This window comes from Spirillospora sp. CA-142024 (assembly GCF_050942325.1).
Classification (GTDB): Bacteria; Actinomycetota; Actinomycetes; order Streptosporangiales; family Streptosporangiaceae; genus Spirillospora.
Window position 1 is genome coordinate 3,480,300 of record NZ_CP192077.1, and the last position, 18,244, is coordinate 3,498,543.

Consider the following 18,244-nt stretch of genomic DNA (forward strand, 5'->3'; position numbering starts at 1 on the left):
CTGATGGCGATCAGCGAGGTCATCGCGGCGCTCACCCTGCCGGGTGTGGTGCAGGCGGCCAAGTTCGCGCGGGTGTTCGTCCGGGACGTGCTGGGGGACGGGCATCCGTCCCTCGCGGACGTCCAAACGTGCGTGAACGAGGCGTTCACGAACGCGGTCGAGCACACGGCGTCCGGGCGTCGGCGGCGTGGGCGGGTCACGGTCGTGTTCACCGTGCTGGGCGGGGATGTCGTTGCGGAGGTCACCGACGACGGGGCGCTCGGGGCGCTGCCGGTGATGCGGGACGATCCGCTCGCCGAGGACGGACGCGGCCTGCGGATCATCGACGCGCTGGCGCTGGAGTGGGGCGTCCGGGCGGATGGCGATCGGACGACCGTGTGGATGCGGTTCCCGGGCCCGCCGCCGTTCAGTCAGCCTCGGTGATGGTGTTGAGGCGGTCGACGGCGTTGGCGAAGTCCTCGACCATGTCGTAGACCACCTGGCGGGCGGGTTTGACGGTGTTCATGAGGCCGACGCACTGGCCGACGAAGTAGTTGGCGAGGGCCTGGGCGCCCGGGTTGCCGGACTCGGCGACCTTGGTGATCTGCCGCATGGCGCCCTCGGCGACGATCATCTGGAGCGGCATGCCGAGTGCGCCCGGGCTCGCGGGGCCCTCCCACTCGTCCGTCCAGGCGGAGCGGAGCTGGCGGGCGGGCTTGCCGGTGCGGGAGCGGGACCGGATCGTGTCGCGGGACGTGGCGGCGAGCATCTTCTCCTTCACCGGCGGGGACGTCTCCGCCTCCTCGGTGGTGAGCCACACGGAGCCGCACCAGACGCCGGACGCGCCCAGGGCGAGCGCGGCGGCCATCTGGCGTCCGGTGGCGATGCCGCCCGCGGCGAGGACGGGAACCGGTGCGACGGTGTCGACGACCTCGGGGACGAGGACCATCGTGGAGATCTCGCCGGTGTGGCCGCCGGCCTCGCCGCCCTGCGCGACGATCAGGTCCGTTCCCGCGGTGACCTGGCGGCGGGCGTGCTCGGACGTTCCGACGAGCGCGGCGACGGGGATCCCGGCGGCCTTCGCCTTCTCCACCATCAGCGGGGGAGGGGTGCCGAGGGCGCTGGCGATCAGGCCGATGGGGTGGGCGAGCGACACGTCGATCAGCTCGGTCGCGCCCTTGGCCGTGACCTGGGTGCCGCCGCGCGCGTTGGAGCGCTTGGCCTTCTCGAAGTCCGGCAGCGGGACGTCGTACTTGGCGAACAGGCCGGTGAGGAAGGTCCAGTGCTCGTCGGGGATGGCGGCGAGCATCGCGTCGAGGCCGCCGCCGCCCTCCGCCGACTTGTCGATCTTGCCGGGGACGAGGACGTCCACGCCGTAGGGGCGGCCGTTCACGTGGTCGTCGATCCAGCGCAGCTCTTCCTCAAGCCGGTCGGGGGTGTAGGCGACGGCCCCGAGGACGCCGAAGCCGCCGGCGTTGGTGACGGCGGCGACCACGTCGCGGCAGTGGCTGAAGGCGAACAGCGGGAACTCGATGCCGAACCGTGCGCAGACCTCGGTGTTCATGACGTCGACGCTAATGGACCGAACCGCATTCGGTCTAGGGCCGGAACAGGACGTACGCCTCGCCCTCGTCCGGGTGCTCGAACGTCGCGCGCAACGCCAGGCCCTCGCGGAGGTCGTCGCGGGATACGCCGTCCAGGCGGGTGTGCAGCCACGGCCCCTCGGCCAGCTCGACGAGCGCCAGGAAGGCGGGCGGGTCCTTGGGCAGGATCGTCCAGGTCACGAGCGTCGCCCGGCCGCTCGCCTCCGCCCAGCCGAGGTCCTCCTCGCCGCAGCCGGGGCAGCCGGACGCGTCCGGCGCGAACCAGCGGTCGCACGCCTCGCAGTGCTTGACGACGAGCCGGCCGGTGGCGGCGCCGTCGAAGAACGGGTCGGTCCGGCCGTCCCGCCGCAGAACGCCGATGTCCATGGTCAGGCCCCCTTCTCGTGCGGGCTGACGATCAGCGTGGAGTGGTGGTCGAGGATGCCGCCGTTCCCGCTGACGAGGATCACGCCGGCGGACGGCGCCTGCCGCTCCCCGCCGTCCCCGCGCGCCTGGATCACGGCCTCCGACAGGGGCGTCATGCCCCACATGTAGTACGCCGACAGCTGCCCGCCGCCGGTGTTGGTCGGCAGCGACCCGCCGGGGCCGAGCGCGCCGGACGCGGCGAACGCGCCGCCCTCGCCCTTGCCGCAGAACCCGTAGTCCTCCAGCGTCACCAGGACGGTGTAGGTGTAGCAGTCGTACAGCTCGCAGACGTCCACGTCGGCCGCGGTGATCCCGGCCATCTTCATCGCCGCCGCGCCGGACGCCGCGGCCCCGGTGGTCAGGCCGTAGTCGCTGCCGCGCTCCTTGCGATGCCCGGGATGCCCCTGCCCCCAGCCCCACAGGTGGACGGGTGGGCGCGCCAGGTCGCGGGCCCGGTCGGCGCTGGTCACGATGACGGCGACGGCGCCGTTGGAGACGAGGCAGCAGTCCAGCAGGTGCAGCGGTTCGGACACCCAGCGGGAGTTCTGGTGGTCCTCGATCGTGATCGGGTCCCGCATCTGGGCGAGCGGGTTGCCGGCCGCCCACGCGCGGGTGGACACGGCGATCGCGCCGAGCTGCTCGCTCGTCGTCCCGTACCGGGCCATGTGGCGCTGGGCGGCGAGCGCGTAGTGGGAGTTGACGCTGCGCAGGCCGAGCGCGGCCGTCATCCCGCCGAAGCCGTACCATTCGCGGGCGTCCCGGTTGTAGGCGGAGCCCGACGACTGCTTCGGCTTCAGCGGCGCGTCGGCGAACACGCACGCGACCGTGGTCGCCGACCCGTTCAGCACCGACATCGCGGCGTACGACACCATGGCCCCGGCCGTGGCCCCGAAGGAGCTGACCAGGGACAGCAGCCGCAGGTCGCGGAGCCCGAGCGTGTCGGCCAGCTCGATGCCGGGGGAGCCGCTCATGCCGTGGCTGACCAGCAGGCCGTCCAGGTCGCCGAGCGCGAGGCCCGCGTCGGCGGCGGCCAGCCGTACCGCGTCGGCGGCGAGCCGCCGCGGGCTCCGCCCGTACACCTTGCCGAGCTCGGTCATCCCGAGCCCCGCGATCGCGGTGTTCACCGCCTCACCTCCGTTCCCCGTCCGCTCCGCGAGCGCCGTCCTCTGCTCGTGCCACTGTCCGTCCTCCCCTGTCCGGTAGCGCCACGGTACAGAATCACGTTCGGCAGACGTCCGGGCGGGGGTGATCACGAGCCCGGAAGGCACTCCGGTATGCGAGGGGGGACGCCCCGACACGGCGGGCGAAGTGGGCGCGCAGCGTGACCGGCGAGCCGAACCCGGCCTCGGCCGCTACGCGTTCGACCGGCAGGTCCGTGCTCTCCAGGAGCTGCTGCGCCCGGTGGACGCGGGCCCGCGCCAGCCACTGCTGCGGCGTCGTCCCCGCCTGGTCGCGGAACCGCCGCGTCAGGGTCCGGACGCTGACGGACGCGTGCCGCGCGATGTCGTCCAGCGTCAGCGGACGGTGCAGGTTCGCCTCCAGCCACGCCAGCGTGGGCTGGAGCGCGGCGTCCCCGTCCGGCGGGTCCTCATGGCGGATGAACTGGGCCTGGCCTCCGTCCCGCTGCGGCGGCATGATGATCCGCCGCGCGGTGCGCGCGGCCGCCGCGGAGCCGTGGTCGTGGCGGACCATGTGCAGGCACAGGTCGATGCCCGCCGCGACCCCGGCCGAGGTGAGGACCTGGCCGCCGTCCACGTACAGCACCGACGGGTCGACCTCGACACCGGGGAACCGCCGGGCCAGCGCGGCCGCGTACCGCCAGTGCGTGGTGGCGCGCCGCCCGTCCAGCAGCCCGGCCGCGGCGAGCACGAACGCGCCGACGCAGATCGACGCGATCCGGGCGCCGCGGGACGCGGCGTCGCGCAGCGCGTCCAGCACCTCGTCCGGCGGAGCGGACAGGGCGTCCTCATGCCCGGGGACGACGATGGTGTCGGCCGAGGCCAGCGCGTCCAGCCCGAACGGGCCGTCCACCCGCATGCGCCCCAGCATCGGGGACGTCTCCGCACCGCCCGGCGGCGTGCACACCCGGATCTCGTACAGCGGGACGTTCCCGGACGTCGTCGTCACACCGAACACCTGGCCCGGGATGGACAGGTCGAACGCCACCACTCCGTCCAGCGCCAGGACCGCGACCACGTGCATGGCCAGAACGTAGCGCACATCGGCAGTCCGGACACTGTTCGGCCTCCGGTCCGGCACCGCACGATCGGTGGGGTCCGTTCACAGCACACCCGAGGAGCCTCGATGGCCGACCGCTTCGCCGAATTCTCCATGCCCGACACCGACCTGACCCGCAAGGCGTACGACCTGGTGTTCGCCACGGGCACGGCGGCGCTCGCCCACCACAGCGTCCGGACCTACCTGTTCGGCCGTGCGCTCGGCGAGGCGCGGGGCCTTCACCCCGGCGGCGACTACGACGACGAGGCGCTGTTCCTGGCGAGCGTCCTGCACGACCTCGGCCTGACCGAACAGGGGAACGGCGGCCGGCGCTTCGAGGTGGACGGCGCCGACCTCGCCGCCCGGTTCGTGAGCGGGAACGGCCTGGACGAGGAGCGGACCCGCGTGGTCTGGGAGGCGATCGCCCTGCACACCAGCACCGGCATCGCGCACCTGATGCGGCCCGAGATCGCGCTCACCCACGCCGGAACCGGCACCGACATGGCCGGCCTCCGCGCCGGGTCGCTCCCCGAGGGCCTCGCCGAGCGCGTGCACGCCGCGTTCCCCCGTCTTGAGCAGGACTGCGGCCTCACCGGCCTCATCGTCGACCAGATCGCCGAGAACCCGGCAAAGGCCCCGATGGGCAGCCTGCCCGCGGAGGTCGCCCGCCAGTACGGCGTCGGCCCGGCCAGTCCCACCTGGGCGGATCTCGTGGCCGCCGCCTGGCCCGGCATGCGCTGAAACGGGAGTCGCCCGCGTCCCCGGGGCGACGGGGACGCGGGCGACGCGGGGATGGGGTCCCTGGTCAGGACGCGAGAACGGCCTGCAGGAAATCCCGGGTGCGCTGCTCGGACGGCTCACCGAAGATCTGCTCCGGCGGGCCCTCCTCGACGATCTGGCCCTGGTCGAACATCAGGACCCGGTTGGAGATGTCCTTGGCGAAGGTCATCTCGTGGGTGACGCACAGCATGGTCAGGTCGCTCTGCCGCGCGATGTCGCGCAGCAGGTCCTGGACGCCGACGACGAGCTCCGGGTCCAGCGCGGAGGTGACCTCGTCCAGCAGCAGGACGCGCGGCTGCATGGCGAGCGCCCGCGCGATCGCCACCCGCTGCTGCTGGCCGCCCGACAGCTGGGTCGGGTGCGCGTTCTCCTTGTCGGACAGGCCGACCATGTCCAGCAGGCCCCTGGCGCGCTCGACCGCCTCGTCCTTGGACACCCCGAGCACGCGCACCGGCCCCTCGGTGAGGTTGCGCAGCACGTTCATGTTGGGGAACAGGTTGAACTGCTGGAACACCATGCCGACCTGCTTGCGCATCTCGTGCAGGTGCTTCTCGTTCGCCGGGACGCGCTTGCCGCCGCGGTCCATGTGCCACAGCGTCTCGTCGCCGATCCAGATGAGCCCCTCGTTGAGGGTCTCCAGGGTCATCAGCAGCCGCAGGATGGTGGTCTTGCCCGACCCGCTCGGCCCGATCAGCGTCACGCGCTCGCCAGGCTCCACGGTGAAGTCCAGCTCGCGGAGCACGACGTTCGAGCCGAACCGCTTGACGACCTTCTCGAAGCGGATGCCGGGCGCCTCACCGTGCGGCAGGTCGGCGGCCGGCTCGCTCTTCGTCGCGCCGCCCTTCTGCGTGGACACGCTCTCCTTCTGCGTGGACGCGTCCTGTCCGGCGGCGGCGTCCTTCTGCTCGGCGCCGCCGTCCGGCCCGTTGGGCGTGGGGGCTTCCGGTGTGGTGTCAGTTGGTGGCATAACGCCTCTCCAAGCGGCGGACAAGTATCGAGGATATGACGCTGACGATGACGAACAACAGGCCGACCATCGTGATCGGCTCCAGGAACTGCAGGGACTTCGACCCCACCTGGTACGCGGAGAACAGCAGCTCCGCGACGTTGATCGCCAGCAGCATCGGCGAGTCCTTGAACATCGCGATCAGGTAGTTGCCCAGCGTCGGGATCACCCGCCGGATCGCCTGCGGAAGGATCACATCGAGCCACACCCGCGAACGCGGCAGGTTCAGCGCGGTACACGCCTCCCACTGACCCTTCGGGACGTCGGCGATCCCGGCGCGGTACACCTCGGCCGTGTAGGTCGAGTAGTGGATCCCGAGCGTGAGGACGCCCGCGGTCAGCGAACCGATGGTGATGCCCCACGCGGGCAGGACGAAGAACACGAAGTACAGCTGCGGGATCAGCGGCGTGGACCGGATGAACTCGGTGATCCACCGGATCACCTGGTTGAAGACCCGGCTCGGCGAGCGGCGCAGCAGCGTCCACACCAGCCCGAGGACCAGCGCGAGCACATAGCCGAGCAGCGTCGCGATGACCGTGTAGCGCAGCCCGTCCAGCAGGTCGGGGAGGATGTCACCTGAGTATTGCCAGTCCCAGCTCATCAGGCGTTCACCCCCGTCCCCGGCGCGCCGGCCGCGATCGTCCCGAGGGACGGCTCACTCGGCAGCCTGCGGCCCAGCATGCGGTCCACGCGCCGCTCGGCGTAGCGGACGAACAGCTGCAGGATCTGCGCGATCACGAAGTACAGGACGAGGACGACCGAGAACGCCGCGACGGTCTGGCCGGTGCTGCCCTGGATGTTCTTCGACACCCGGGTCAGATCGACGAGCCCGACCAGGGACACGATGGCCGTGCCCTTCATCAGCTCGATGATCAGGTTGCCGAAGGGGGGGAGCATCAGCGCGAACGCCTGGGGGAGCAGGACGCGCCGCATCCGCTGGAGGGGCGTGAAGTTCAGCGCGATCGTCGCCTCGTACTGCGCCTTCGGGACGGCGTTGATCGAGCCGCGGACCACCTCCGCGCCGTAGGCGCCGACGTTCAGGCCGAGGGCCAGCACGGCCGCGAACATCGTGGAGAACCGGAGGCCGATGAGGGGCAGCGCGTAGAAGAACCAGAACAGCAGCACGAGCGTCGCGTTGCCGCGGAAGAACTCCACGTACACCCGGTTCAGCACGCGCACGCCCGAGTGGCGCGAGGTGCCCGCCAACCCGAAGATCAGGGCGAGCACCAGCGCCAGCGCGCCGCCGAGGAGAGTGAGCCGGACCGTGACCCACGCCCCGTCCAGCCACTGGGGATAGCTGTCGAGGACATCGGACACGGGTCAGCCCTGGCAGAACTTGGCGGCGGTGTCGTCCGCGGTGGGCATCTCCGCCTGGGTGAAGCCGAACGGCTGCAGGATCGGCAGCAGCTTGTTCTCCTGCTTCAGCTTGGCGAGCTGCTCGTTCCACGCGTTCACCAGATCGGTGTCGGCCTTGCGGAACGCGAACGCGCCGGCGCCCAGCTGCTCCTTGCCGTCGATGACCGGGGTGAACGCGTCGGTGACCTCGAAGCCCTCGCCCTTGTGCTTGGTCAGCAGGTCGGCCAGCGAGATGCGGGTCAGCCAGATGCAGTCGATGCGCCCCGCCTTCAGGCCCTCGAAGGCGCTCGCCTGGTCGGCGAACGTCTTGATGTCGCCCTTCTTCACACCGGTCTTCTCGGCGTAGCCGGCCTCGACCGCGCCGGTGAGCACGCCGACCTTGACGCCCTTCTTGCCCGGGTCCTCAGCGGCCTTCAGGCCCTTCGGGTTGCCCTCGGGCACCATGAAGGCGCTCTTGGCGACGTACTCGGGGTTGGCGAACGCGGCCGAGGCGCACCGCTCCGGCGTGATGAACATGCCGGCGGCGATCGCGTCGAACCGCTTGGCGTTGAGCCCGGCGATGAGTCCCCCGAAGTCGACCTGGACGCCCTTGATCTCGTCGATGCCGAGGTTCTTGAAGATGACGCGGGCCAGTTCGGGCGCCTCACCGGTCAGCTTCCCGGACTTGTCGGTGTAGCCGTAGGGCGCCTCGTTGGCGAAGCCGACCGTGATCGAGCCGGCGCTCTTGGCCTTGTCCAGCGTGCCGCCGCCCGACTTCTCCTCCTCCGGATTCGTCGTCGAACAGCCCGCCGCGGCCAGCGGCACCGCGGCGGACAGCAGCACCGCGTTGCGGAGGAAGTCGCGTCTCGAAGAAGTCATCGTTGAACTCCTGGTGGGTGTGCTCAACGCCCGTAGGGGGCCGGACGGCCCCCTACGGGCGCTGAGCGGGTGGGTCGGGGTTATCGAATTGTTGTGATCATTCAGGCCCCGGACAGGCCCTCGGAAGCGCCTCCGGCGCCGACGGGAGTGAAGTCACGGGAGCCGATGAACGTCGGACGGGGCGCGGGCGCCGAGAACGGCTCGACGCATGTGTTCTCCACGCTGTTGAACACGATGAACACGTTGGAGCGCGGGAACGGGGTGATGTTCCCGTTCGAGCCGTGCATGCAGTTGCAGTCGAACATGGTGGCAGAGCCCGCCGGCCCTGTGAACAGCTCGATCCCGTGTTTGTCGGCCAGGATCGACAGGCTGTTGGGGTCGGGCGTGCCGACCTCCTGGCCGCGCAGGGACTCCTTGTAGTGGTCGTCCGGGGTCTCCCCGACGCAGGCCACGAAGGTCTTGTGCGAGCCAGGCATGATCATTAGCCCGCCATTGTGCACGAAATTCTCGGTGAGCGCGATAGATATGCTCACCGCGCGCATCCGGGGCATGCCGTCCTCCGCGTGCCAGGTCTCGAAATCCGAGTGCCAGTAGAAGTCCTTGCCAGTGAAGCCTGGCTTGTAGTTCACCCGGCTCTGGTGCACGTAAACCTCCGAGCCGAGGATCTGCCTGGCCCGCCCGACCACGCGTGGGTCGCGGACGAGCTCGGCGAACACCTCGCTGATCTTGTGCACCTCGAAGATGGAGCGGACCTCGTCCGAGCCCCGCTCGGTGACCGTGCGCTCGTCGGCCAGGATCTGCGGGTCGGCCGACAGCCGGCGCAGCTCGGCGCGGTAGTCCTCGACCTCCTCCGGCGCGAGCAGCTGGTCGACGGACAGGAAGCCGTTGGCCTCGAAGGAGTCCAGGGTCGCGGCGTCGACCGGGCCGTCCTGCGCGGTGCCGTACACCACCGGGTCCTGCCGGTACAGCAGCGCCGCCTCGGCGGCCTTCCGGGTGGGGTAGGCGTCGTCGATGGTCGGGTGGGACTCGATGATGCTCATGCGTCCTCCTCGGTCAGCAGGGGGTAGACACCGTTCTCGTCATGGACCTCCCGCCCCGTGCAGGGCGGGTTGAAGACGCATACGGTCCGCACGTCCGTGTGAGCGCGCAGGGTGTGGTGCTCGTGCTCGTCGAGCAGGTACATCACGCCCGGCTCGATCTTGTGCTTCTCGCCCGTCTCGTCGTTGGTGAGCTCTCCCTGGCCCTCGACGCAGTAGACGGCCTCGATGTGGTTGGCGTACCACATCCTCGTCTCGGTCCCCGCGTACAGGATCGTCTCGTGCAGCGAGAAGCCGACGCCCTCCTTGGCCAGCACGAACCGGCGGCTGCACCAGGTCGGCGCCTGCACGTCGCGTTCCGTGCCGATGATCTCCCCAAGGGAACGAACGATCATGAAATCTCCTCTTCCGGTGGTGCCGTGCGGTGTCCGGGGCGGCTCACACGGCGACCTTCTGGCGGACGGCCTCCACCGAGTCCGCGATGATCTCCAGGCCGCGGTCCAGCTCGGCCTCCGTCGTGGTGAGCGGCGGCAGCAGCTTGACGACCTCGCCCTCGGGCCCGGACGTCTCCATCAGCAGGCCGCGGGCGAACGCCTCGCCGCACACCTTCGGGGCCATCTCGGCGTCGTGCATCACCAGGCCCCACGCCAGGCCGCGGCCGCGGACGGAGTCGATCGCCCCGGCGTGCGTGAGCGCGATGTCGTCGAGCGCCGCCTCGACCTGCTGGCTCTTGGCGAGGGTCTGCTTCTCGAACTCGTCGCCTGTCCAGTAGTCCTCCAGCGCGGCGACGGCGGTGACGAACGCGGGGTTGAACCCGCGGAAGGTGCCGTTGTGCTCGCCCGGCTCCCACACGTCCAGCTCGCGCTTCATCAGGGTCACCGCGAACGGCAGCCCGTAGCCGCTGAGCGACTTGGACAGGCAGACGATGTCCGGGGTGATCCCGGCCTCCTCGAAGCTGAAGAACGGCCCGGTGCGGCCGCAGCCCATCTGGACGTCGTCGACGATGAGCAGGATGTCCTGCCGGCGGCAGAGGTCCTGCAGGCCGCGCAGCCACTCGGCGGTGGCGACGTTGATGCCGCCCTCGCCCTGGACGGTCTCCACGATCACGGCGGCGGGCTTGTCCAGGCCGCTGCCGCTGTCGTCGAGCATCGTCTCGAAGAGCAGGAAGTCGGGCGTCCGGCCGTCCAGGTAGTTGTCGTAGGGCATCGCCACGCCGTGCCCGAGCGGCACGCCGGCGCCCGTGCGCTTCATCGAATTCCCGGTGACGGCGAGCGCGCCGAGCGTCATGCCGTGAAAGGCGTTGGTGAAGCTGACGACGGTCTCGCGGCCGGTGTACTTGCGCGCCAGTTTCAGCGCGGCCTCGACGGAGTTGTTGCCCGCGGGGCCCGGGAACTGCACCTTGTAGTCGAGGCCGCGAGGGCTCAGAACGAGCTCGTTGAATCGTTCCAGGAACTCACGTTTGGCCGTCGTGTACATGTCGAGGCTGTGGACGATCGCGTCACTGGCGAGATAGTCCAGCAGCCGGCGTTTCAGCTGCGGGTTGTTGTGCCCGTAGTTGAGTGTCCCGGCGCCGGCGAAGAAATCGAGGTAGGTTTTGCCGTTCTCGTCGGTCATGTGGCTGCCCTGCGCGGTGGTGAACACGGTGGGCCAGCTTCGGCAGTAGCCGCGGACTTCGGATTCCAGGCGGGCGAAAACGTCCATCTCTGCCTCCAGGCAGTCGGGGTGGGAGCGGGTGGGGGTCGAGGAGTGGGTCAGTTCACGCCGGTGATCGGTCCGATCCTGAAGAGCACCTCGGGCTCGTGTCCCCCCTCGGGGAAGTGCTGCGCGCCGAACAGCGGGCTGCGGGTGAGCTCGCACCCGCGGTCCCGGGCGAACGACTCGAACATCGCGGTAGAGGCGGTGTTGCCCGGCGTGACCGTCGCCTCCATGTACCGGTGGCCGCGCGGGGCCAGCCGGTCGGCGAGGCGGTCGAGCATGCGGCGGGCGAGTCCCTGGCCGCGATGGTCGTGGTCGACGGCGACCTGCCACACGAAGAACGTGTCCGGGCGGGACGGGCGGACGTACCCGGTGATGAAACCGCACGGGTCCGCGCCGTCACGCGCCACCACGGAAGTGTCCGCGAAATCGCGGCACCAAAGGGTGTAGCTGTACGGAGAGTTGACGTCCAGGACGCGTGAGTCCCGGGCGAGCCGCCACAGCTGCGGGCCATCGGTGAGGCTCGGCTCCTGGAGTCGCACTTCCGCGTTCGTCTCGTTTCCATCGGGGCGTCCGGTTGGTGATTCCAGGGGGTGCGCTGCCATGTCCAGGCAACTTAGCGAATCTCGGCCCGTGATCGCGACTGATTGTTATCAGCGTGATGTTTAGCCCTATGGCCCAGTGGGTAGGGTTAAATGCTTCGCCGATTTCGCGGCAATTCCGTCGGGCTTTGCTCGGGCCGTCGCGCACATTTCCCGCTGATACGCAGGAGGGACTCCCCGATGCGTCGCGGAAGCGTCCAGGGCACTTCCTGAACGTCACCTTAATGTTCGGCCGCCGGTCCGGGAGCGCATTTATGTATCGGTTGTGTGAGGTAAGTCACATGGATTCGGTGTCAACGGGTCGGGTGCGGCGGGCGTCACGTCGCATCGCGCGAGGTCGTCCGCCCGCGAGCGGCCTGGGACGGGTGTGCGGCAAGGCGTTGACGCGGGTCCTGGGAGGCCGGGGTCCCTCACCTTCAAGGGGGAGGGATCATCTCGATCGGGTAAGACTGCGGTTTCCAAGGGGTAAGAACTCGCGGATTTCGGGTCGCATCCGACACGCCCGGGCCCGGCATGGAAACCGGGCGCCGAGCGCATTCCGGACATCAGATGGCCGCATTGGAGTGCGGCCGATTCTCGGCGGCCGACGACGGGCCGTCTCGTGCGCCCGGCCGGACGGAGCGCGTCAGTCTTTTCCGGCGAAGCGATCGGTCGCCTCGATCAGGCGGTGCAGTATCCCCGGTTCGCTGTAGGCGTGCCCCGCGTCGTCGACGATGTGGAAATCCGCCTCGGGCCACGCGCGGTGCAGATCCCATGCGGTCGCGACCGGTGTGCACACGTCGTAGCGGCCCTGCACGATCACCGCCGGGATGTGGCGGATCTTCTCCACGTCCCGGATCAGCTGGTCCTCCTCGAAGAACCCCTCGTTGGCGAAGTAGTGGTTCTCGATGCGGGCGAACGCCACCGCGTAGTCCGGCTCGCCGAACCCGGCGGCCAGCTCGGGGTCCGGCCGCAGTGTGATCGTCGAGCCCTCCCACGTCGCCCACGCCTTCGCCGCCGCGACCCGCACGTCCCGGTCGGGGGAGTCGAGGCGCTCGCGGAACGCCGAGACGAGGTCCTCCCGCTCGTCCTCGGGGATCGGCTCGATGTACTTCTCCCACAGGTCGGGGAACAGCAGCGAAGCGCCCTCCTGGTAGAACCAGTACAGCTCGAACGGCCGCAGCGTGAAGATGCCGCGCAGCACCAGTTCGGTCACCCGGTCCGGGTGCGTCTGCGCGTACGCCAGCGACAGCGCGCTGCCCCAGCTCCCGCCGAACACCAGCCAGCGCTCGATGCCGAGGTGCTCGCGGAGCCGCTCGATGTCGGCGACCAGGTTCCAGGTGGTGTTCGCCTCCAGCGACACCTCCGGATCCTTCGCGTGCGGCAGGCTGCGCCCGCAGTTGCGCTGGTCGAACAGGACGATCCGGTACGCCTCCGGGTCGAACTGCCGGCGGTGCGCCGGGCTGCACCCGGCACCCGGGCCGCCGTGCAGCATGACCGCGGGTTTGCCGTCCGGATTGCCGCAGACCTCCCAGTAGATACGGTTTCCGTCGCCGACGTCGAGCAGCCCGGAGTCGTACGGCTCGATCGGCGGATACAGGGTGCGAAGCTCCATGACGCGCGATTGTCCCACCCGCGCCGGGCCCCGGCCGGGATGTGACCCATGGCACCGTCGGACGGGCCGCGCGGGCCGTGAACAGGCGTCCTGCGTGCGCGAACACCGGACGGGGGCCGAGAAAGTAAACCCCAAACTGGGCAAACGTTCCGCTGGTCGGGACTAGAGTGCCTCTGGTGAGCGAAGCGAGGAGCCACAGGGCCGGCTGCGGAGCGAGCGAGATGTGCACAACGACCCCCGCGAACGCGGCCGTGCGCCGCCGGGCGAGGAGACACGTGATCGAAGTGACGAGCCGTCGGGCGATGGACGCAGCGAGCAGGATGAGCGGCGCCATGCCGGTCGCCGGGCTCCCGGCCGAAAGGCGAGGAGACCGGTGAGCGAGCTGAACGGATCGGGCGGTGCCCGCGGCGTCCCGGACGGGGCGTCGCCCTGGCCGGCCATGGGCCGCGACCCGGGCGCGCCGCCGGCGCTTCCGGCCGCCCAGCAGCCGATCCAGATGTCCAAGCCCGGGCAGCACGGAATGCCGGCGCAGCACGGCCAGCCGGGGCCGCACAACCGGACCGGGGAGCTCGTGCGTCCCGACGTCGAGCAGCCCGAGGCCCAGCCGTGGGACATCGTCGAGCGGCTCCGCCAGATGGCCGACCTCATCGGCGACGCGCTCGCCGCAGGTGAGCGCAAGGTCAACGAGGCGCAGACCGAGACCGCCTCGCAGGTCGCTGCGATCCAGGCGGAGAAGGAGTCGGCGCAGCGCGACGCGGCCGCCGCCTGGGGCGAGGTGCAGCGCGCCCGCGGCCAGGCCGAGCAGGCCGACCGCCGCGCCGTGGAGGCCGAGCGCCGCGTCACCGAGGCCCAGAACGAGGCGTCGTCGCAGGTCGCTGCGATCCAGGCGGAGAAGGAGTCGGCGCAGCGCGACGCCGCGGCCGCCTGGGGTGAGGTGCAGCGCTCCCGCGGCCAGGCCGAGCAGGCGGAACGCCGCGCCGTGGAGGCCGAGCGTCAGTTCGCCGACGCCGAGCGCCGCGCGGCCGAGGTCCAGAACGAGGCGGTCACGCAGATCGCCGCGCTCCAGACCGAGAAGGAGAACGCGCAGCGCGACGCGGCCGCCGCCTGGAACCAGGCCCAGCAGGGGCGCGCCCAGGCAGACCAGGCCCGCGCCCAGGCCGACCAGGCGCGCGCGCAGATGGAGCAGGTGCAGGCCCAGGTCGAGCAGGCCGAACGGCGCCTCTCCGAGGCCGAGGCCACCGTCCGGCAGGCGATCCAGCAGCGCGACGCCATGAGCGAGGCCCGCGACGACGCCCTGCGCGCCGTCGAGGACGCCGTCGGCGGGCGACGTTCCGCCGAGTCCGAGCGCGACCGCGTCGCCGAGCAGGCCTCCGAGCTGTCCCGCGCCCTGGAGACCGCCCACGGCGAGCTGTCGGCGCTCCGCGCCAAGGTCACCGACGCGGAGATGACCGCGCAGAACCTGCAGCACGCCGTCGTCGCCGCCGGCAAGGAGGCCGACGAGAGCCGGCGCCGCGCCGAGGTCGCCGAGCGGCGCGCCCAGGAGAACGAGCGCCGCGCCCAGGACGCCGAACGGCGGGCCCAGGACGCCGAGCGCCGCATCCAGGACGCTTCCGGGCGGGCCGAGGCCGCCGAGGCCGAGCGGCAGCAGGCGCTCGACACGGCCGCGCAGTCCCTCGAGGCCGCCAAGAAGGCCGAGCGGGAGCGCGACGGCAGCGCCAAGGCGCGGGAGGCGTCCGAGCGGAACCGGGAGGCCGCCGTCCAGGCGCAGGCGCGCGCCGAGTCCGAGCTCACCCTGGCCCGCGGCCGCGCCGACCAGGCCGGCCGCGAACGCGACAAGACGGTCGCCGCGATGCGGCAGCTGGCCGCCGAGCGCGACGCCGTCGCCGAGAAGCTCGCCGAGCGCGACCAGTGGGTCGACCAGCTCGCCCAGGCCGTCACCGAGCAGCGCGCCCAGATCGCCGAGCTGTCCCAGGAACGCGACGCTGCCCGCCAGGCCGCCGACCAGGCCCGCTCCCTGATCGACGAACTCACCAGGCAACTCCGCACGATCATGCCCACAGCGGCCACGCCCCGTCTGTAGGGGGCTGTGTCGGCCCAGGGGGGCGACCCCCTGGAACCCCCGTCGCGAGCCGGTCGATCCTCACGCCACGGCGCAGGTCGTTGCGACCGTGCGGGTTGGTGACGTGGCGCTGCGGTCGCTCGGCTCGACGGGCATGCGCGCCCCGCTCGCTGCACTCGCCTGCCCGCGCCCCGGCTGAGCTTCAGGACCCAGGGAGCCTCTGTGAGGTACGGCTCAGCCACGGCTGAACAGAGCGACCACGCCCGCATCGGCCAGTGCTGAATGGAGCGATCGCGTTCGCACAGGCCACCGCTGAACGCGGCGACCGCGTCCGCATCAGCCAGCACTGAACGGGAGCGGATCGCGCCCGCATCGGCCACCGCCGCAACCCCGCGACGAGCTCAATCGTCGCGATCGCGTCCGAAGGCAGGGGCGAGCGACGCGAGACCCTGATCGCGCAGCGAGCCGCCAGGCGAGACGGAGCGATGCAGCGATCGCACAGCGTTTCTCGACGATGGAGGGCCCCCGGGGCCCGAAGGAGGAGAGAAATGCAATAAGCTAGAGGCCCGTGGACATGTGCGGTACCGTCCGCATCGTTTCGACCACGGGAGCGCCTTCTTGCCTTCGGCAGCCACTGGTAGGTCACGTCCTACCAAGCATCTTTTCGTCACCGGCGGTGTCGCCTCCAGCCTCGGCAAGGGACTGACGGCGTCCAGCCTCGGGCGGCTTCTCGCCCTCCGCGGCCTCCGGGTCACCATGCAGAAGCTCGACCCCTACCTCAACGTCGACCCCGGCACGATGAACCCGTTCCAGCACGGCGAGGTGTTCGTCACCGACGACGGCGCCGAGACCGACCTGGACATCGGGCACTACGAGCGGTTCCTGGACACCGAGCTGCACGGGTCCGCGAACGTCACCACCGGGCAGGTCTACTCCAACGTGATCGCCAAGGAGCGGCGCGGGGAGTACCTCGGCGACACCGTGCAGGTGATCCCGCACATCACGAACGAGATCAAGGACCGCATCCGCGGGATGGCGGACGACGGGGACGTCGACATCGTCATCACCGAGGTGGGCGGGACGGTCGGCGACATCGAGTCGCTGCCGTTCCTTGAGTCGGTGCGGCAGATCCGGCACGAGATCGGCCGGGAGAACTGCTTCTTCCTGCACGTGTCGCTGCTGCCCTACATCGGCCCGTCCGGGGAGCTGAAGACCAAGCCGACGCAGCACTCGGTGGCCGCGCTGCGCTCCATCGGCATCCAGCCCGACGCGATCGTGTGCCGGTCGGACCGGCCGATCACCGACGGGCTCAAGCACAAGATCAGCCTGATGTGCGACGTGGACCGCGAGGCCGTCGTGTCGGCGGTGGACGCCGCGAGCATCTACGACATCCCGAAGGTGCTGCACTCCGAGGGCTTGGACGCCTACGTCGTGCGGCGCCTCGACCTGCCGTTCCGCGACGTCGACTGGGGCGCCTGGGACGAGCTGCTCCGCCGCGTCCACAAACCCGCCCGCGAGGTCACGATCGCGCTGGTCGGCAAGTACATCGACCTGCCCGACGCGTACCTGTCGGTGACCGAGGCGCTGCGGCACGGCGGGTTCGGCAACGACGCCAAGGTGCACATCCGCTGGGTGAAGAGCGACGACTGCGAGACGCCCGAGGGCGCCAAGCGGGAGCTGGACGGCGTGGACGGCGTGCTCATCCCCGGCGGGTTCGGGGTCCGCGGCATCGAGGGCAAGCTCGGCGCCGTCCGGCACGCCCGCGAGAACCACGTCCCGCTGCTCGGCATCTGCCTCGGCCTGCAGTGCATGGTCATCGAGGCGGCGCGGACGCTCGGCGGGCTCGCCGACGCCGGCAGCGCCGAGTTCGACGCCACCACCGAGCATCCCGTCGTCGCCACCATGGCCGACCAGGTCGACGTCGTCGCCGGGGAGCGCGACATGGGCGGGACGATGCGGCTCGGTCTCTACCCGGCCGATCTCGCCGAGGGCTCCGTCGTCCGGGACCTGTACGGGGAGGCGAAGGTGTCCGAGCGGCACCGGCACCGCTACGAGGTCAGCAACGCCTACCGCGACCGGCTGGAGCAGGCCGGGCTGCGGTTCTCCGGCCTGTCGCCGGACGGGCGCCTGGTCGAGTACGTCGAGCTGCCGCGTGGGGTGCACCCGTTCTTCGTCGGGACGCAGGCCCACCCGGAGTTCCGGTCCCGCCCGACCCGCCCGCACCCGCTGTTCACCGGCCTCGTCGCCGCCGCCATCGACTACGCCGAGGTGCGCGCGGACGAGGGCGAGGCGGGGACCGTGGCCGCGTCATGACCGGGGGCGAGGAGCTCGGGCCGGGCGACGTCCGCGACCGGCCCGACCGCTGGAACGTCGTGGAGTCCTCGACGGCGTTCCAGGGGCGCGTGTTCGGCGTCCGGCGCGACCGGGTCGAGATGCCGCGCGGCGACGGCACGGAGGCCGTCGGCCGCGACGTGATCGAGCACATCGGCTCCGTCGGCGTCCTCGCCCTCGACGACCGCGACCGGGTGCTGCTGCTGCGCCAGTACCGGCACCCGGTGTCGCGGCTGCTGTGGGAGGCGCCCGCCGGGCTGCGGGACGTGGACGGCGAGCCCCTGCACAAGCTCGCCGAGCGGGAGCTGCTGGAGGAGTCCGGGTACCGCGCCGAGCGCTGGGACACCCTGCTCGACGTGTTCCCCTCGCCCGGCATGACCGACGAACGGGTCCGGATCTTCCTCGCCCGCGGTCTCACCGAGGTGCCCGCCGACCAGATCGGCTTCGAGCGCGTCCACGAGGAGGCCGACATGCCGGTCGTATGGGTGCCGCTGGACGAGGCGGTCCGCAAGGTGTTCGCCGGTGAGCTGCACAACATGATCGCCTGCATGGGGATCCTCGCCGTGCACGCGGCGCGGGCGTCCGGGTTCGGTGATCTGCGGCCGGTCGACGCGCCGGAGGACTGAGCCGGATGAGGTCCCCCTCCGGCGGGCGGAGGGGGCATGATGGGCGGGTCCCGGAGCCCACGGCCGGAAGAGGTGCCGCCCTGTCCCCGAGCCCG

General features: G+C 71.0%; 18 protein-coding genes. 5 read left to right on the top strand and 13 right to left on the bottom strand.

Annotated features, from left to right (window positions below):
- Positions 1-3: 3 nt before the first annotated feature.
- Complete coding sequence (locus tag ACQPZP_RS16845) at positions 4-423, top strand: ATP-binding protein (RefSeq protein WP_433478551.1); 420 nt, start codon at positions 4-6, stop codon at positions 421-423.
- Here the strand turns inward: ACQPZP_RS16845 and ACQPZP_RS16850 are convergent.
- The 4 genes from ACQPZP_RS16850 to ACQPZP_RS16865 all read right to left on the bottom strand — a co-directional run bounded on the left by ACQPZP_RS16850 (position 407) and on the right by ACQPZP_RS16865 (position 4,190).
- Entirely contained in the window at positions 407-1,543 is a 1,137-nt protein-coding gene (locus tag ACQPZP_RS16850) for an NAD(P)H-dependent flavin oxidoreductase (RefSeq protein ID WP_433478552.1), read from the bottom strand. The genes ACQPZP_RS16845 and ACQPZP_RS16850 overlap by 17 nt on opposite strands.
- Before the next feature lie 34 nt (positions 1,544-1,577).
- Entirely contained in the window at positions 1,578-1,949 is a 372-nt protein-coding gene (locus ACQPZP_RS16855; RefSeq protein ID WP_433478553.1) for a Zn-ribbon domain-containing OB-fold protein, read from the bottom strand.
- A gap of 2 nt (positions 1,950-1,951) precedes the next feature.
- Positions 1,952-3,112 (bottom strand): thiolase family protein, encoded by a 1,161-nt coding sequence (locus tag ACQPZP_RS16860; protein ID WP_433468719.1) that lies wholly within the window; start codon positions 3,110-3,112, stop codon positions 1,952-1,954.
- A 94-nt stretch (positions 3,113-3,206) separates the two neighbouring features.
- Complete coding sequence (locus tag ACQPZP_RS16865) at positions 3,207-4,190, bottom strand: GlxA family transcriptional regulator (protein WP_433478554.1); 984 nt, start codon at positions 4,188-4,190, stop codon at positions 3,207-3,209.
- A gap of 102 nt (positions 4,191-4,292) precedes the next feature.
- On the opposite strand from ACQPZP_RS16865, the gene ACQPZP_RS16870 reads away from it, so the two are divergent.
- Positions 4,293-4,946: an HD domain-containing protein gene (locus ACQPZP_RS16870; RefSeq protein WP_433478555.1), complete on the top strand. Its 654-nt coding sequence runs from the start codon at positions 4,293-4,295 to the stop codon at positions 4,944-4,946.
- Between the two features lie 64 nt (positions 4,947-5,010).
- On the opposite strand, the gene ehuA is transcribed toward ACQPZP_RS16870, so the two are convergent.
- The 9 genes from ehuA to pip form a co-directional block, all read right to left on the bottom strand.
- Positions 5,011-5,952 carry an ectoine/hydroxyectoine ABC transporter ATP-binding protein EhuA gene (ehuA, locus tag ACQPZP_RS16875; protein ID WP_433478556.1) on the bottom strand — a complete coding sequence of 314 codons (942 nt, stop codon included), beginning with the start codon at positions 5,950-5,952 and terminating at the stop codon, positions 5,011-5,013.
- Positions 5,939-6,592 carry an ectoine/hydroxyectoine ABC transporter permease subunit EhuD gene (gene ehuD / locus ACQPZP_RS16880; RefSeq protein ID WP_433468723.1) on the bottom strand — a complete coding sequence of 218 codons (654 nt, stop codon included), beginning with the start codon at positions 6,590-6,592 and terminating at the stop codon, positions 5,939-5,941. The genes ehuA and ehuD overlap by 14 nt, the downstream gene beginning before the upstream one ends.
- Positions 6,592-7,308: an ectoine/hydroxyectoine ABC transporter permease subunit EhuC gene (gene ehuC / locus ACQPZP_RS16885; protein WP_433478557.1), complete on the bottom strand. Its 717-nt coding sequence runs from the start codon at positions 7,306-7,308 to the stop codon at positions 6,592-6,594. Before ehuC ends, ehuD begins: the two co-directional genes overlap by 1 nt.
- Positions 7,309-7,311: 3 nt before the next feature.
- Positions 7,312-8,205 carry an ectoine/hydroxyectoine ABC transporter substrate-binding protein EhuB gene (ehuB, locus tag ACQPZP_RS16890; protein WP_433478558.1) on the bottom strand — a complete coding sequence of 298 codons (894 nt, stop codon included), beginning with the start codon at positions 8,203-8,205 and terminating at the stop codon, positions 7,312-7,314.
- Between the two features lie 101 nt (positions 8,206-8,306).
- Positions 8,307-9,245 carry an ectoine hydroxylase gene (gene thpD / locus ACQPZP_RS16895; RefSeq protein ID WP_433478559.1) on the bottom strand — a complete coding sequence of 313 codons (939 nt, stop codon included), beginning with the start codon at positions 9,243-9,245 and terminating at the stop codon, positions 8,307-8,309.
- Positions 9,242-9,637: an ectoine synthase gene (locus ACQPZP_RS16900; RefSeq protein ID WP_433468727.1), complete on the bottom strand. Its 396-nt coding sequence runs from the start codon at positions 9,635-9,637 to the stop codon at positions 9,242-9,244. Before ACQPZP_RS16900 ends, thpD begins: the two co-directional genes overlap by 4 nt.
- Positions 9,638-9,680: 43 nt before the next feature.
- Positions 9,681-10,943 carry a diaminobutyrate--2-oxoglutarate transaminase gene (gene ectB / locus ACQPZP_RS16905; RefSeq protein ID WP_433478560.1) on the bottom strand — a complete coding sequence of 421 codons (1,263 nt, stop codon included), beginning with the start codon at positions 10,941-10,943 and terminating at the stop codon, positions 9,681-9,683.
- A 50-nt stretch (positions 10,944-10,993) separates the two neighbouring features.
- Positions 10,994-11,542: a diaminobutyrate acetyltransferase gene (gene ectA / locus ACQPZP_RS16910; RefSeq protein WP_433478561.1), complete on the bottom strand. Its 549-nt coding sequence runs from the start codon at positions 11,540-11,542 to the stop codon at positions 10,994-10,996.
- Positions 11,543-12,164: 622 nt separating this feature from the next.
- Positions 12,165-13,133 carry a prolyl aminopeptidase gene (pip, locus tag ACQPZP_RS16915; protein ID WP_433468730.1) on the bottom strand — a complete coding sequence of 323 codons (969 nt, stop codon included), beginning with the start codon at positions 13,131-13,133 and terminating at the stop codon, positions 12,165-12,167.
- Between the two features lie 373 nt (positions 13,134-13,506).
- On the opposite strand from pip, the gene ACQPZP_RS16920 reads away from it, so the two are divergent.
- The 3 genes from ACQPZP_RS16920 to ACQPZP_RS16930 all read left to right on the top strand — a co-directional run bounded on the left by ACQPZP_RS16920 (position 13,507) and on the right by ACQPZP_RS16930 (position 18,149).
- Entirely contained in the window at positions 13,507-15,213 is a 1,707-nt protein-coding gene (locus ACQPZP_RS16920; protein WP_433478562.1) for a hypothetical protein, read from the top strand.
- 597 nt (positions 15,214-15,810) lie between these two features.
- Entirely contained in the window at positions 15,811-17,505 is a 1,695-nt protein-coding gene (locus tag ACQPZP_RS16925; RefSeq protein WP_433478563.1) for a CTP synthase, read from the top strand.
- Entirely contained in the window at positions 17,502-18,149 is a 648-nt protein-coding gene (locus tag ACQPZP_RS16930; RefSeq protein ID WP_433478564.1) for an NUDIX domain-containing protein, read from the top strand. The genes ACQPZP_RS16925 and ACQPZP_RS16930 overlap by 4 nt, the downstream gene beginning before the upstream one ends.
- Positions 18,150-18,244 lie beyond the last annotated feature (95 nt).